15 protein-coding genes are annotated in these 14,332 nt (G+C 37.5%); 6 read left to right on the top strand and 9 right to left on the bottom strand.

All coding sequences use genetic code 11. The features are described 5' to 3' along the window. Window position 1: 1 nt before the first annotated feature. The 8 genes from tcpF to BW731_RS01550 form a co-directional block, all read right to left on the bottom strand. Window positions 2–2,449, bottom strand: a complete 2,448-nt coding sequence (tcpF, locus tag BW731_RS01590) for a conjugal transfer ATPase TcpF (RefSeq protein ID WP_000331160.1) — start codon at window positions 2,447–2,449, stop codon at window positions 2–4. Continuing rightward, window positions 2,433–2,825, bottom strand: a complete 393-nt coding sequence (locus BW731_RS01585; protein WP_000723888.1) for a conjugal transfer protein — start codon at window positions 2,823–2,825, stop codon at window positions 2,433–2,435. Before BW731_RS01585 ends, tcpF begins: the two co-directional genes overlap by 17 nt. Window positions 2,826–2,913: 88 nt before the next feature. Then, window positions 2,914–3,411 (bottom strand): antirestriction protein ArdA, encoded by a 498-nt coding sequence (locus tag BW731_RS01580; protein ID WP_079345126.1) that lies wholly within the window; start codon window positions 3,409–3,411, stop codon window positions 2,914–2,916. Window positions 3,412–3,527: 116 nt separating this feature from the next. After that, the gene (locus BW731_RS01575; protein ID WP_001009056.1) at window positions 3,528–3,749 is read right to left on the bottom strand and encodes a hypothetical protein; all 222 of its coding nucleotides are present in this window, start codon (window positions 3,747–3,749) and stop codon (window positions 3,528–3,530) included. 42 nt (window positions 3,750–3,791) lie between these two features. Then, entirely contained in the window at window positions 3,792–4,997 is a 1,206-nt protein-coding gene (gene mobT / locus BW731_RS01570) for a MobT family relaxase (RefSeq protein WP_000398284.1), read from the bottom strand. A 177-nt stretch (window positions 4,998–5,174) separates the two neighbouring features. Next, window positions 5,175–6,560 carry an FtsK/SpoIIIE domain-containing protein gene (locus BW731_RS01560; RefSeq protein WP_079345124.1) on the bottom strand — a complete coding sequence of 462 codons (1,386 nt, stop codon included), beginning with the start codon at window positions 6,558–6,560 and terminating at the stop codon, window positions 5,175–5,177. Between the two features lie 28 nt (window positions 6,561–6,588). Next, window positions 6,589–6,975, bottom strand: coding sequence for a YdcP family protein (locus BW731_RS01555; protein WP_000985015.1), 387 nt, complete (start codon window positions 6,973–6,975; stop codon window positions 6,589–6,591). 15 nt (window positions 6,976–6,990) lie between these two features. Beyond that, window positions 6,991–7,305 carry a YdcP family protein gene (locus BW731_RS01550; RefSeq protein WP_000420682.1) on the bottom strand — a complete coding sequence of 105 codons (315 nt, stop codon included), beginning with the start codon at window positions 7,303–7,305 and terminating at the stop codon, window positions 6,991–6,993. Between the two features lie 325 nt (window positions 7,306–7,630). Between BW731_RS01550 and BW731_RS01545 the strand changes: the two genes are divergently transcribed. From BW731_RS01545 to BW731_RS01535, 3 genes are all read left to right on the top strand, one after another. Continuing rightward, window positions 7,631–8,506, top strand: coding sequence for an ATP-binding cassette domain-containing protein (locus BW731_RS01545; protein WP_079345122.1), 876 nt, complete (start codon window positions 7,631–7,633; stop codon window positions 8,504–8,506). A gap of 95 nt (window positions 8,507–8,601) precedes the next feature. After that, window positions 8,602–8,877: a 30S ribosomal protein S16 gene (gene rpsP / locus BW731_RS01540; protein WP_071456647.1), complete on the top strand. Its 276-nt coding sequence runs from the start codon at window positions 8,602–8,604 to the stop codon at window positions 8,875–8,877. 13 nt (window positions 8,878–8,890) lie between these two features. Then, the gene (locus tag BW731_RS01535) at window positions 8,891–9,139 is read left to right on the top strand and encodes a KH domain-containing protein (RefSeq protein WP_071456648.1); all 249 of its coding nucleotides are present in this window, start codon (window positions 8,891–8,893) and stop codon (window positions 9,137–9,139) included. Between the two features lie 40 nt (window positions 9,140–9,179). Here BW731_RS01535 and BW731_RS01530 read toward each other — a convergent pair whose 3' ends face one another. Further along, complete coding sequence (locus tag BW731_RS01530; protein WP_233120416.1) at window positions 9,180–10,037, bottom strand: YitT family protein; 858 nt, start codon at window positions 10,035–10,037, stop codon at window positions 9,180–9,182. 175 nt (window positions 10,038–10,212) lie between these two features. Between BW731_RS01530 and ppdK the strand changes: the two genes are divergently transcribed. Genes ppdK through BW731_RS01515 form a run of 3 tightly spaced genes read left to right on the top strand, consistent with a single transcriptional unit; the run spans window position 10,213 to window position 14,312 of the window. Then, the gene (ppdK, locus tag BW731_RS01525; protein WP_079345120.1) at window positions 10,213–12,849 is read left to right on the top strand and encodes a pyruvate, phosphate dikinase; all 2,637 of its coding nucleotides are present in this window, start codon (window positions 10,213–10,215) and stop codon (window positions 12,847–12,849) included. A gap of 13 nt (window positions 12,850–12,862) precedes the next feature. Beyond that, window positions 12,863–13,495: a helix-turn-helix transcriptional regulator gene (locus BW731_RS01520; RefSeq protein WP_079345118.1), complete on the top strand. Its 633-nt coding sequence runs from the start codon at window positions 12,863–12,865 to the stop codon at window positions 13,493–13,495. Continuing rightward, a complete protein-coding gene (locus BW731_RS01515; RefSeq protein WP_079345116.1) occupies window positions 13,482–14,312 on the top strand; it encodes a pyruvate, water dikinase regulatory protein in 831 nt (276 codons plus the stop codon). The genes BW731_RS01520 and BW731_RS01515 overlap by 14 nt, the downstream gene beginning before the upstream one ends. Window positions 14,313–14,332 lie beyond the last annotated feature (20 nt).

Raw genomic sequence — 14,332 nt, 5'->3', positions numbered from 1 at the left:
TTTACACCTCTTTTCGCACAGGTGGTCTGGTATCAAAGGCATGGAGCAGTTCTTCAAATACAGGGTGGAACTGTATCACACCGACACGACCATATAAATCACTGATAAGGCATTGCCCGTTTTCCAAATCACGCAATCGCTTCTGATTGTTTTCGTCCTCTGGGTCTACACCAAAAAAGGCTAAGGTCTTTTTAATCTCGTTAAGGTCAGTGGAACGAAATGCAAATTTTAAGCCGAGGTTATTTTTCAGTTTTTCATCTAAGAGGTCGTCTGTATTTTGGGTCACGAAATATACCCCAGCGTTCATAGCACGACCAGCCCGAACCAGCTTCATAGATAGTGTTTTTCCTTGTGCTACCTGTAAAAAGCTCCATGCTTCGTCTAAATCTACAATCTTGAAAATGCTTCGGTCTGTATGGATAAAGTCTAAAGCAAAGGTACTAATGACAATCAGCATAGCAACGGATAAAAGCTCCATAGTGGTATATTCCTCAAAGGAAGTTTCCTTGTCGGGAAGTACCAAGTCCGCAACCTGTATAATGTTCAGTTGTTTTTCTAAGCTGATAGACTGCTCCACATAACCATTACTGAATAATAAATGTGCAAAGTCATAGTCTGTAAAACTTTCGATATGGTCGGCTATACTGGTACTTAGTGGCGTATTCTCAACCCGTAATTCCTCAATCACTTTCATCAACCCTCGTACTTCACTATTGGTTACTGCACGAATGGCTTTTCTAAGGATTGGGAAGCGTTCCCCATCACGAGAGGAAATCCCCGTAAGGAATGTCAGAATATCAATAGCCAGTGATTCAGAATCTTTGGGATTTTTCATAATCACATAAGGGTCAAGTAAGCCTTTGTTTTTCTCATCAGAAGTCAGAGTGACGATATTGATTTCATGGGAAATCTCTGGCAAGGTTTCTTTCCATCTGCCACGTTCTGCTTTTGGGTCTACAATCACTGCTTGTGCCCCATAAAGCACCGCATAATAGACGATAAGGTTATTCGCAAAGGATTTACCACCACCCAGCGAACCAACAAAAGCCGACGCTAACGCATTGGTTACTGAACCCTTAACCCCTTGACTGGCAAGAGCAGGTTTCAGATAGACATTGCGTCCAGTATCTAAGCTGTAGCCAACATAAATCCCCTCATTTTCCCCCAGCATTTGAGTAGCACCAAAACCTAAACCAGCGAGGAAATCAGAGGTCACGTATTGAATATAATCATTCATATAACGCTTGCTGGCAGGTAAAAATTCTTCATGTAAGCCGAGCATATCCCCAAATGGTCGTACCAGTTTTACGCTTAAATCGTCATAAAAATCTTTCACTTCATTACAACGACGTTTGAGTTCGTCAAGATCATTTGCTGATACCCTTACCACATAAGACAGCTTGTACATAGATTCCTTGCTTTGGTCTAAATTGGTTTCCAGCTCATTCACACTTTCCAGAGCTTCCGCCACATTGGAGCTGGTTTCATTATCACTTTGCCAAGCGTGGTTATCCAAGTCTTTCAGTTCTTTCTTTTTATTGCGGACAGTAGATAGGGCTTTACGATTCGCTACAATTTCCACATTCATTGACGTATCAATCGGGAATGTAAATTGCTGTTGCTGGTAGTAGAAGATTTCAGAGGACGGGAAGTCCAGTTCTCCGACAATGCTGTTAATGGTAAAGTAAGCTACATAGACGGTTTCATCTTCCTGCTGGATTTTCAAATATCGCTGTTTTTCTTCCACCAAACAGCGAGTAGGCTTAATCAAGTCATAGTATTTAATCAGCGTTTCATTATCCAGCTTTTTCTTTGATAGATGGTACTCATACTCTTCATAGGCAGTGCCTGTCTGTCCGTAAAGGTGTTCAATCAGATAGCCGAAGTCGTCCTTATCTAACCTGCGGATTTTGAAACGACGAGAGATTTTATTTTCTAAGAGCTTTTCCATCTTCTGAAAACGCAGGATTTCATCATTACTCATACTAACAAAATCGCCCATCAGCTTATGGTTCACATCATAGACAAAATCAGACAAAGCATTTTTTGCTTCAACGGTAAGACTTTTCATAGAAAACTCCTGATCGTTGAGAAGCAACTTAAAGCCGATAAAGAAACGGTAGTTCACTTGATTTTCGCCAATCATGGATATTAAAGCGTCTGTCTGTTGGTCGATTTTGTCATAGGCAACCGCTTTGAGCTTGCCAGTGACTTCATTTTTGGAACGCTCTTGTGCAGAACGTATGCTGGATTCTGTACTGATTTGTAAAGCATGAATTTTGCCATCACGATTTTGTGCGATAAGCTGTCTGAAAGAATCATGCACTTGTATTTTCTGTTCTGGACTTAGAAATGAGTAATTGTAAGGAACAAGCTCATAGTAAGCATAACATTCCCCGTCTTTATTCCAGACGAGATTGTTTTCAATGTATTTAATTGGATATGCCATAAAATTCACTCCTAACTGCTGTAATGGCTTCTTGTGGCTGGTTTCTGCCAAGCGTTACTTTTTTTCCTGCATAGGTCAGCTTTGGTCGCAGTGCATAAGCAATGACAGACTTCAAAAATCCATAAGGCTTTTTACCATCAAAAGTTTTTGTAGACATAAACCATGTGAAAGCCACAGGAATCCCAAAGTATTTGAGAAATGCTCCCTCTATCATGGAAAGAGGGGGCAAGTTGCCAAGTATCATCACTGCAAAGAGTGACACGACAAACCATGTCATTTGCGTAAAGGTTATGGGAAACGGAAGTCTAAAATCATTGATAGAATACAGTACCTTTTCCACAGACCAGATACTGGTATAGCTTCGTATTTTCTTCATGTAATCAATCCTTTCATAAAAAATAGGGGTAGCTGATTGAGCCACCCCGTAAAATAGAAAATCTGCCAGTAGTAATGTACCGACAGATTTAATAGACGATTTCAAAAATCCCATGATTGGTTGAGATAAACGTTCCTGAAAGGTCTAAATCCCGACCATAGGCTTGATAATCAATATAGTTTTGAAGACTAGCTGGTACTTCGCCTAAAGCACCCGTTTCTTCAATGTAGTAGCGTGCCACGTCATACATATCATCACAATCGGAATGAATGATAATATCCTCTTGATGTTCGCTTAGTTCTTCAATGCTTGAAAAATGAGTGAGCAGAGCAGATAGATCCGATTGTAATTCTTCGGGTAATTCCGATACCATTTCCCATAGTCGATTGAGTTCGCCAATGGAAGTGTATTCGTCAACCGTAAAGGGTAACTCGTAGTCATGAATGGCGTATTCCTCATATTCATCATTCAAGCCGATTTTCTCTTTGACTTCCTCAAAGTCAATGGGAAAGGTAAACCACGCACCGACCAATTCGCCCTCATTGTATTTGCCTAAATTCGCAATATAGACTTGCATATCGTCCATATATTCACGTCCTTTCTTTGTAGAGATTCAAAAATCCCTACCGCACTTCGTTTGGTGTACCATTCCTTTGCGGAACATAAGAAAACCACTTATATTCCACAAAAGAACGGTTTTATTTAAGCACCAATAATGCGATTGAATAGCTCTAGTAAAATGTCTTTTACTCCAGCAGCGTTGAAGACTAAGCCAACCGCAATAATCGCAATAATTAAAAAGCCAATCAGTTTGCTAAACTCACGCTTGAAGCCAAGATACAAGCCAATCACAACGATTGCTAAAAGCACCAGTGATTGAGCGTTTGATAGAAACCAGTTATAAAGGTTTTGTCCAAAATTCATAAAAATGTTCTCCTCTCTATATTCAATGAATTTGTATTTGAGTTATTTTTTTGTTGTTATCACGTCCTGTTCTTTTACTGACTGTTGCTTCAAAATCTGCTTGTGTCGGTCTGTCAGTTTCGCATGGTCGAGAATGTCTTTTACAACCTGCGTCTGGTTGATTTCATCAAGTTTAATCGCAACCTTTAAGGTCGGGGCAACTTGATGAGATAGCCAGTTCAGCGTCCTTTGGAAGGAGTAAGGCTCTGGTTTTGTGGTTAGTTTTAATCGTTCACGATTGTTCCCAATAAACCAAGCCCATTCTTCATTCAGTTTCCAATCAGAACGAGGTTTGGAATCGTCTTTATCTACAAAACGGATATACCGATTGATAATTTTAAAGGCGGTATGCTCTGGATTGTCATAGACGAGTAAATCACGGACTGCATAATAGGCACGCTCATTTTTCAATCGAATCTCAAAACGGTTTTTTACTTCTGCGTCTTCAATGGGAATATCATTTTTCTTGTACTGCTCGTAGTCCTTTTCATAGATACAGAAATAAACTTCACTTTGTAATGAACCGATATAGAGGGTGTTTCCCATACATTCCTTTTCCTCTTTGCGTACCAGTTCGCCACTGCGATAGCTTTTAAAACTGCGGAAGACGGAGATACATTCTTCCTGTTGGCACTTTTCAGTGAGTACAGGGATATTTAAAATCCCTGTCTTATCGTTAATGGCAAGGTCAAGGCGTTTCATCACACCGCCAGCCACCAAAACGTCCATAAAGAACTCATACCAGCTTCTTTGTTGTGCCAGAAGATAGCTTTCAAATTGTCTGCACCCACGACCTTTCAATTCCACCAGAACTCCTTTGTCCAGTTCATGGGAGCAAAGGACGAATATGTCGCCTAAAGCATAATGCTCTGAATAAGAATAGAAACCATAGTCCTCATGAAGAAAATAGGACAGTTTCAGTTGTAAGATGTTTTCGACCACCTGCTGTACGTCTGTTGTCGGAAAGCGAATTCTTACATAATCAAACAGCATTTCAAGGGGAGCGTCGGGATTGAAGCGTTCCAGAGCTTCCCAAAGGGACTGCTGTAAATCCTCTGATGGCTTGACTTTTCCTGTTTCAATATCGCTTAGATACTGCCTTGTAATACCAGTCGCAACAGCTAAACGGTTTTGAGATAGTCCATAAGCCAAGCGTTTTTCTTTTAAATGCTGTAACCAAGTTTGTTCATTCAGTAAAAATCCCTCCAATCAAAAAGGCGTATGTCAACTTTTAAAGCCCATTTGACATACGCTGAAATTTTGTAAATCCCTTGTAACCAAAGGATTTTCTAATGTTTTTTTGACTGTTTCCTGTCGATTTGTACCCCCCTGTTAGATACGGGGGGTTAAGTGCTGGCGTGGCTATTGCCACACCAGCCAGCAAGATCAGTCCACACCTGCGACTTCCGCTTCGCACGTCGCCTGCGTGGACTGTCTGCTGTTGGATAACTTTTTAATTTCCTCCAAGAAATCATATCCTTTTGGTACAAGGGGAGTATAAAACTCTGATATGACACTTGTTCCTACATCAACATAGCCACGACCTTTGATTCGCTTTAAGAATAAATCCTTTTGTACGTCACTGCCAAACATCATGCCATAGCCCATTTCAGACATACGACCTAAAGCCACTCTGAAATTAAACTGATCACGGATTCCGTCGCCTAAATATTTTGCGTCTGGACGTTGACAAGCCAGTATTAGAAAGAAGCCAGCTTGACGACCTAACATGACAATCTGTTTCAGCTTATTCATAACTGCGGTGTTTTCTTTTGTTCCCAGCATTTCCATGAAAGCGACGTATTCATCAAAGATTAAGAAGTGTGCCGGGAGACCTAAGTAAGCATAATTTTTGCCAGTCTTATAGTTCTTCATCTGCTTCATTTCCTCACTACGTTTCATCATTTCTTCATAGAATGTTTCAATGCAAGAAAGCAAGTCTTCTTTTCTATAGTAGACATTTGCCATCACAGAACCTAAGTCCGCAAGATCAGCATTTTTCGGGTCAAGAATATACAGTTTTGAATCTGTATGAAGCAAGGCTTCAATCAGTGTCAGTATAAAGTAAGTTTTACCGCCACCTGTACCACCAGCAATCAACATATGAGGGAGCTTATCATATTCCCACCATACGTTTTTCATTAAGCGAAGTTTACCATCTTTAGCTTCTACTTCATCAATAGAAATACGACTGGCTATGGTGTCATAGAGCAAAGTATATTCCACATAGGAATCCTTTAACTCTTTATCCGTCAGCTCACAGTACAAGCCACTCTCTAATTTCTTTTCCAAGTGTAAGAGTTGGTCTTGATATTTTCCCAGCGTGATTTCCACCCGTATCTGTATCAAGCCATTTTTAAGTCGATAATACATTTTAGGGAAGTAGGTTATCTTTTCCTTTGTACGACCAGCACTATCTTTAAAGAAACCCTCTGTTTTGACCTGTTCAGATTCATACCACTTGTTTTCAAGTATCATCTTTGCCAGTTTTTGACGGTGGTAAAGTTGTTTAACCGTATCATAGCGAACCCGTTTGAATACAAACGCTACCAGCAAGCAGATAAGAATTGCGACACTGAAACTGATAATTAAATAGGGAATGTCAATCTTATCTGCTTGTGATAGGTTAAAATCCTGCCAGTTGATCTGCTGGATTGTCTTCACATGAAACAGTCCGACAACCAGCAGGAAAACAGGCAGGAGTGACGCTATCGTAAAATGAAAGACTAAATCTTTACCAGATGGGCGAATCCTTTTACCACGCTGTTTCATGCGAAAAAGTCTCCTTTCTACCTAGCGACTATTTGTCTTGTGTCGGTTCTTTCTTTGCTTGTGGTTGAGCTTTGAATGAACTAGAATCCTTTGTCAGCACAATATCGTCTGCCTTGATATACCAGTCAACATCTGCTCCTTGATAGGTGGCAGTAGCAACGGTGTCCGCAATGGGATTGATAAGTTCCACCCGTGCGTTATAATCAAACTCTTTCAAAGGCACGCTGGCAGGAATACTTACTTGAATCATGCGTCCTTGTCCTTTGGATTTTAAGTCATAGGTACGTTCCTTGATTTCATCTGAAACCGACCCGTCTTCATTTTGGATTCTCACTTCACGACGTAGAGCAGAGAATTTCAATTCTCCAAAAGTCGTGTCTTTATCTAATACAATGCCATTTGCTAATCTCATCATTTTTCCTCTCTTTCTTTATTCTTTTATCATGTCGTCAGCATGTAAAAGGTAATTTGTAAAACCACGAGTGCCGATTTTGTAGCCCTCTGCGGTAATACGTGGATTGACTAACTTCACACGTTCCTCAAAGCCGAAATGTTTTTCGCCAGCTTCAGCAGGAAGCACCACCACAATATCATCTGCTCTTTGAACATCAGAATAGAGATTATAGCTTCTTGATAAGACAGTTAGCCGTCCGTTGATTCTTCGCTGAACGACTTTATCCTCGCCAGCAAATTCTAAATTGCCGAATGTTTTTTCCATGTTGGGAATCACAAATTTAAGTTCCATATTTTTACCTATCCTTTCTTTTTTATTGGCTGAATGAATGTTTGATGGTCTTAAAGAGTGGGGAACGACCTTTTGATTCTTGATTTTTTGTTTTCATAAGTTCACTTCCTTTCAAAATCGGGTAAAAAAATAGACACCTCATTTTTTGAAGTGTCTACCTATTAAATATTCAAATTTTATTGGAAGTATCTTTATATCTTCACTTTTCAAGGATAAATCGTCGTATCAAAGCTCATTCATAAGTAGTAAATTAGTAGTAAATTGAGTGGTTTTGACCTTGATAAAGTGTGATAAGTCCAGTTTTTATGCGGATAACTAGATTTTTATGCTATTTTTTTTACACAAAAATAAACCAATTTTAAAAGATATTACTGAAGACTTTCATGCGGGCGAAATTGTGGGATTAGTAGCACCCAATGGAACAGGGAAAAGTACCTTGTTAAATGTGTTAATGAATTATGAAACACCACAAAAAGGTCAACTGATCATTGATAAAAAAGGAACTTACAAATCAGCTAGAAAGCAAATTAAACTTTATAAAAAAATAAGTATGATGCCAGACCAGCAAGATTTGTATAATCATAAAACTGGTTTAGAGCATTTAACGATGTATAAAAAGATTTGGAAGTCTAAAATACCGGTAAAAGAGTTAATTAACGAGCTAGACATGGCACATTATATTAATGATTTAGTCGGTAACTATTCATTAGGTATGAGACAACGATTATGTTTTGCTATGCAAATAGCAGCTGATACGAAAATTATGCTAATGGATGAAGTAATGAATGGGCTAGATCCAACAAACGTGACACTTATTTCAACCATTATGGCGAAAAAAAGAGATGAAGGAAAATTAATCATTATAGCGTCTCATCTGTTGGATAACTTGGAACAGTATGCAGATCGTATTTTCTTTCTATCAAATGGTCAATTAGAATTATTTTTCGACCGGAAAACTGGAACCAAAGACCTAACAAGGTATCTAAAAATAAATGAAGCCGATTGTCGTTTTTTATCAGAAGACATCATAGAAAGAGGTCAATTATTAGCGGAAGGATTATTTTTACTACCATTAGATAATAGTGATGAGAAAGAATTATTCCTTAATCTACCTTTAGAAGAAATGAGTAGTGTGACGGTTTCAAGGCTCTCTTTAAAAGAAGCGTACGACATAAAATTTGGGTTAAATAAAAAAGATTAACCTGTAAAGAAAAAACACTTTACAAGACCATTTAAAACTGATAAACTAATCTTTGTGATTAAAACAAATCAAAAATTTTTGGAGGTGCCTTAATAATGGCAGTTAAAATTCGTTTAAAACGTATGGGTTCTAAAAAGAAACCTTTTTATCGTATGGTAGTAGCAGATTCTCGTTCACCTCGTGATGGACGTTACATCGAAGTAGTGGGAACTTACAACCCATTAACAGAGCCAGCTCAAGTAAAAGTTGAAGAAGACTTAATCTTAGACTGGTTATCAAAAGGAGCTCAACCTTCTGATACAGTACGTAACATTTTATCTCGTGAAGGAATCATGAAAAAACATCACGAAGCTAAATATACTAAAAAATAAGGTGGGCTTATGAATGACTGATGTAAAAGATTTGGTATTAACCATTGTCCGTCCGTTAGTTAGTCAACCCGATTTAGTTCGCCTAGATGTAGAAGAATCTGAAGAATTTATGGAGTACAATTTAAAAGTAGCTTCAGAAGATATCGGTCGTATCATTGGAAAACAAGGTCGTGTGGCGAAAGCAATTCGTACAATTGTTTACAGTGTTCGTACGGATCATTCTAAGAGAATTCGTTTAAACATTCTAGATGACAACAATTAAAAAGCAAGTGTTAGAGTCAATCTAACGCTTGCTTTTTTTGTTATCTATAAGCAGTAAATCCTTTACCAACAACCTCATGAGCACTTGTAACCACGACAAATGCTTCTTCGTCGATATCTAGTATTGCTTGTTTTAGTGCGATAAATTGATCTTCCTGAATAACGACCATAATCATTTTCTTCTCTTCAAGATTTAAGCCACCTTCAATAGGAATAAGAGTAGCCCCTAAGTCTAAATCAGAAATAATCTGTTCTCGAATTTTTTTATAGTCATTAGAAATAATCATGACATTTTTAGATGATTCAGGACCAACTTGAACGGTGTCAACCATACGACTAGTTAAATACAATGCAATAAGAGCAAATAAAACAGTCTGCACATCAAACACAAAAAGGGCACTTAAAATAACTAACCCATCACAAATTCCTAAAATAATTCCTAATTTAATTGGAATATATTTTTGGACAATCAATGCAATTAAGGCAGTTCCTCCAGTTGAACCTTTTCCTAAAAAGACCAAACCAACACCAAGACCAACCGTAATCCCACCAAAAATAGCGGCTAAAATAGGCTCAATATGATTTAGAGCCACACCATGTAGTAATGACACAAATAATGGCACAAGAAAACTCCCTAAAATACTTTTGAAAAAAACTTCTTTCCCTAATAAAAAGAAAGAAAGTGTCAGCAACACAAAGTTAACTGAAAATAACACAATACTGGGTGTTAAATGAAGTGTCTCGTATAAAATAATGGTTAATCCATTGATTCCTCCAGACACGATTCGATTGGGCAATAAAAAAGCATTGAAACCAAATGCGACAAAAAGTGTTCCAATGACAATAAATAAGGTATCACTAAAGCGTGTCCCCATCTTTTTTTGTAAAGTTTGTACCATATTGACTCCTCCTTGAAAATATATCGTAACTTATTTCAGAAATTTTTTAAAGTAGTTTTGCATTAATTTGTGAATGAACATTCTAATAAAACCTATTAATTGCCTATTGATTTTATATATGACGTACTATATAATCATTAACAGGTACTAATTAAAGTTAATTGGAGGAATTAGTGTGTTAAAACAAGTATATCAATTTGATGAAGGTAATGCAGATATGAAAAACCTATTAGGTGGTAAGGGAGCAAACTTGGCTGAGATGACACGCTTAGGCTTGCCAGTGCCACCAGGGTTTACTATTACGACTGAAGCATGTATGTCGTTTTTAAATACAACAAAAGAATTATCAGATGAATTAAAAAAAGAAATAGATGAACAGTTGAGTTTATTAGAAAAGAAAACCAATAAATCATTTGAAGGTGATAACGATTTATTGCTTGTTTCTGTTCGTAGTGGAGCAAAATTCTCAATGCCGGGTATGATGGATACGATTTTAAACTTGGGGTTAAATGATGAAACCGTTGAACAACTTGCATCATTAACAGAGGACGAAGCATTTGCCTATGATTGTTATCGACGTTTGTTACAAATGTTTGGAAACGTTGTCTTCGGGATTGATATGCAGTATTTCGAAAATTATTTAACATTCTACAAACAAAAACATGGCGTTAAACTAGATAGTGAGTTGACAGGTAACGATTTAAAGAACATTGTAATCGAATTCAAACGTATTATTTTGGAAATAAAAAAGAAACCGTTCCCACAGTCTGCGAAAGAACAACTATATTTAGCGATTGAAGCAGTGTTTCATTCTTGGAATAATGAGCGAGCACATATCTATCGTGAGTTAAACCACATTCCAGATGATATTGGAACAGCTGTTAATATTCAAATGATGGTCTTTGGAAATAGTGGAAATACAAGTGGAACAGGAGTTGCCTTTACTAGAAATCCAGCAACTGGTGAAAATAAATTATTTGGTGAGTACTTAATCAATGCACAAGGTGAAGATGTTGTAGCGGGAATTCGTACACCTGAACCAATCGAAAAATTAAAAAATGATTTGCCTGAAGTTTATGAGGAATTCGCTCGTCTAGCTCATTTGTTAGAGCAACATTATCGTGATATGCAAGATATCGAGTTTACTGTAGAAAAAGGAAAACTTTATATTTTACAAACACGAAATGGAAAACGAACAGCTCAAGCAAGTGTGAAAATTGCCGTTGATTTGGTCGAAGAAGGATTAATTCAAGAAGAAGATGCTTTACTGACATTAAATCCTGATATGATTAGTCATTTACTTCATCCAGAGTTTTCAAAAGTAGCCTTAGAAGAAGCAGTAAAGGTATCTGATGTTGGGTTACCAGCTAGTCCTGGCTCGGCTGTTGGGAAAGTTTGTTTTGATGCAGCAACAGCTAAAGAATGGGCAGCACAAGGTGAAAAAGTTATTCTAATGCGACAAGAAACGTCTCCTGAGGATATCGAGGGAATGATAGCGAGTGAGGCGATTGTAACAAGTCGTGGCGGTATGACATCTCACGCAGCAGTTGTCGCTCGTGGTATGGGAACATGTTGTGTCGCTGGATGTAGTGAGTTAGAAATTGATGAATTTTTAAAACGAGTGGTGTATCCAGGTGGTCAATTAAATGAAGGTGACGTGATTTCAGTTGATGGATCTAATGGTGTTATTTACCTAGATGAATTAGAAGTTGAAGTAACAGGAACCTCTCATTATTTTGATACGATTATGGCTTGGGCGAAAAAGCATGCTCGTCTTGATATAAGAATGAATGCTGAAACAGTTAGTGATATCAAAACAGGACTGTACTTTGGTGCAGATGGTATCGGACTGATTCGTACAGAGCATATGTTTTTCGGTGCAGAACGTTTGATTCAAATGAGACGTTTCATTTTATCAAATAGCTATATTGAACGCGAAAAAGCATTAAAAGTTATTTTAGATTATCAAATGGAAGATTTTAAAGAAATCTTTTCAACGTTAAATGAGTTGCCAGGTGTGATTCGTTTACTAGACCCACCATTGCATGAATTCATGCCAACAAAAGAAGAAGATATTGTGCTTTTAGCTCAAGAGATGAATGTTAGCAAAAATGAAATTGAACGTCGTTTGAAAGAATTACATGAAGTGAACCCAATGCTTGGACATCGTGGGTGTCGTTTAGGTATGACGTATCCCGAACTTTATATTATGCAAAGTGAAGCGATTATTCGAAGTGCCATTGCGATGAAACGTGAAACTGGTTTAGACGTAACACCTGAAATTATGATACCATTAGTAGGAACAACAAAAGAGTTAAGTGAACTAAAAGAAAAAATTGAATTGTATCTAGATGCCTTGATGGAAGAAGAAGATATTAATGTCTTTTACCGCATTGGGACAATGATTGAACTTCCTAGAGCCTGTTTAATTGCCGATCAACTTGCAAAAACTGCGGATTTCTTTAGTTTTGGAACAAATGACTTAACGCAAATGACGTTTGGATTTTCAAGAGATGATGCAGCAAAATATATTAATGAATACGTTTCAAAAGGCGTGTTACCAGTTGATCCATTCCAAACAATTGATAAAGATGGTGTGGGAGAATTAATTAAGACAGCCGTTGAAAAGGGTCGTTCAACAACACCAAATATAAAAATTGGTGTTTGTGGGGAATTAGGTGGTGACCCAACGTCAATCGAATTTTTTGATGACATTAACTTAGATTATGTGTCATGTTCACCATACAGAATTCCGATTGCTTATATTGCAGCAGCTCAAAGTACCATCCGTCGTGCGTCTAATAACGAATAAAAGAGGTGTCTTTGTGGAACTAAGCGAGCGACAAAAAAAGATAATCGAGATTGTCAAAACGAATGAGCCGATTAGTGGAGATAAAATCGCAGAACAATTAGGATTAACTAAACCAACATTAAGAAGTGATTTAGCTGTTTTAACGATGACTGGTATTCTTGATGCCAGACCAAAAGTAGGCTATATCTATTCAGGATTACCATTTGATCCATTATTACAGGAACATTTATTTGATGTTCAAGTGGATGAGGTTATGTCAAATCCTGTCATTATCTATCCTCATACAACAATTAAAGATGCTACCACATCCCTATTTATGTATGATTGTGGGTCACTTTATGTCATTGATGAAGAATCAAAGGACTTAATCGGTTTAGTGTCACGAAAAGATTTATTACGAAGCTTGTTAAATAATCAAGATTTAGATTTAGCGATTGCGATTATTATGACTCGTATGCCTAATCTCGTGGTTACTTACCCAGATATGACTATTTTAGAGGCAGGTAGTTTATTGAGCGCCCATGAAATTGATTCACTACCCGTATTAAGTCGAGAAACCAATCAAGTCGTTGGTAAATTATCAAAAACCAAAGTGGTGCAGCACTTTATTAAGTTAGGGAGAGAACTAAAACATGAACAACTTTAGAGAGAGTAAATTTAAACAACTACAACTATTTGTTATATCAGATTCAATTGGAGAAACAGCCCAACGCATTATAAATGCCGTATTAGCACAGTTCCCCAAACTTGAAAACTATGACATTAAAAAGTTTCCCTTTGTGGATTCGAAAGAAGTGTTAATGCAAATATTAGCTGATGCTTTAAACGAAAAAGCGATTGTGGTGACAACACTAGTTGATAGTGAATTAAATAAAGTCTGTGCCGATTTTGCTAAAAGTACAGGACTTGAATATGTTGATTATATGACAGAATTAATGACAAAAGTGTCACACAGAACACATATGGAACCAACTCATGAGAGTGGCTCACTTTATTTAATGGATCAGGAGTATTTCAAACGAATTGAAGCCATTGAATTTGCTGTGAGATATGATGATGGAAAAGATCCAAAAGGGTTTAGAAAGGCAGACTTAGTGATTTTGGGTATTTCACGTACATCAAAAACACCACTGAGCATGTATTTAGCCAATCGTTCGGTCAAAGTCTCAAACTTACCATTGATACCAGAAGTACCAATTCCCAAAGAATTATTCCAATTGAACAATGTGCCAGTGATTGGCTTAACTGCTAGCCCGGAGTATATCATGCGTGTGAGACAATCACGTTTAGATTCTCTTGGACTAAACGGTAGCTCATCTTATGTGGCACTTGATAGAATCAAAGAAGAGTTAAATTTTGCACACGAATTGTACGAATCATTGGGTGCGATTGTTATCAATGTAGAAAATCGTTCAATTGAAGAATCAGCTCAACTAATTGAAGAAGCATATAAAAATCAATAAAAAGAAGCGATACGTGTCAA

Source organism: Vagococcus martis (assembly GCF_002026305.1).
GTDB lineage: Bacteria > Bacillota > Bacilli > Lactobacillales > Vagococcaceae > Vagococcus > Vagococcus martis.
Note: the sequence above shows the minus strand (reverse complement) of the source record. Positions and strands in the feature narration are given on the sequence as shown.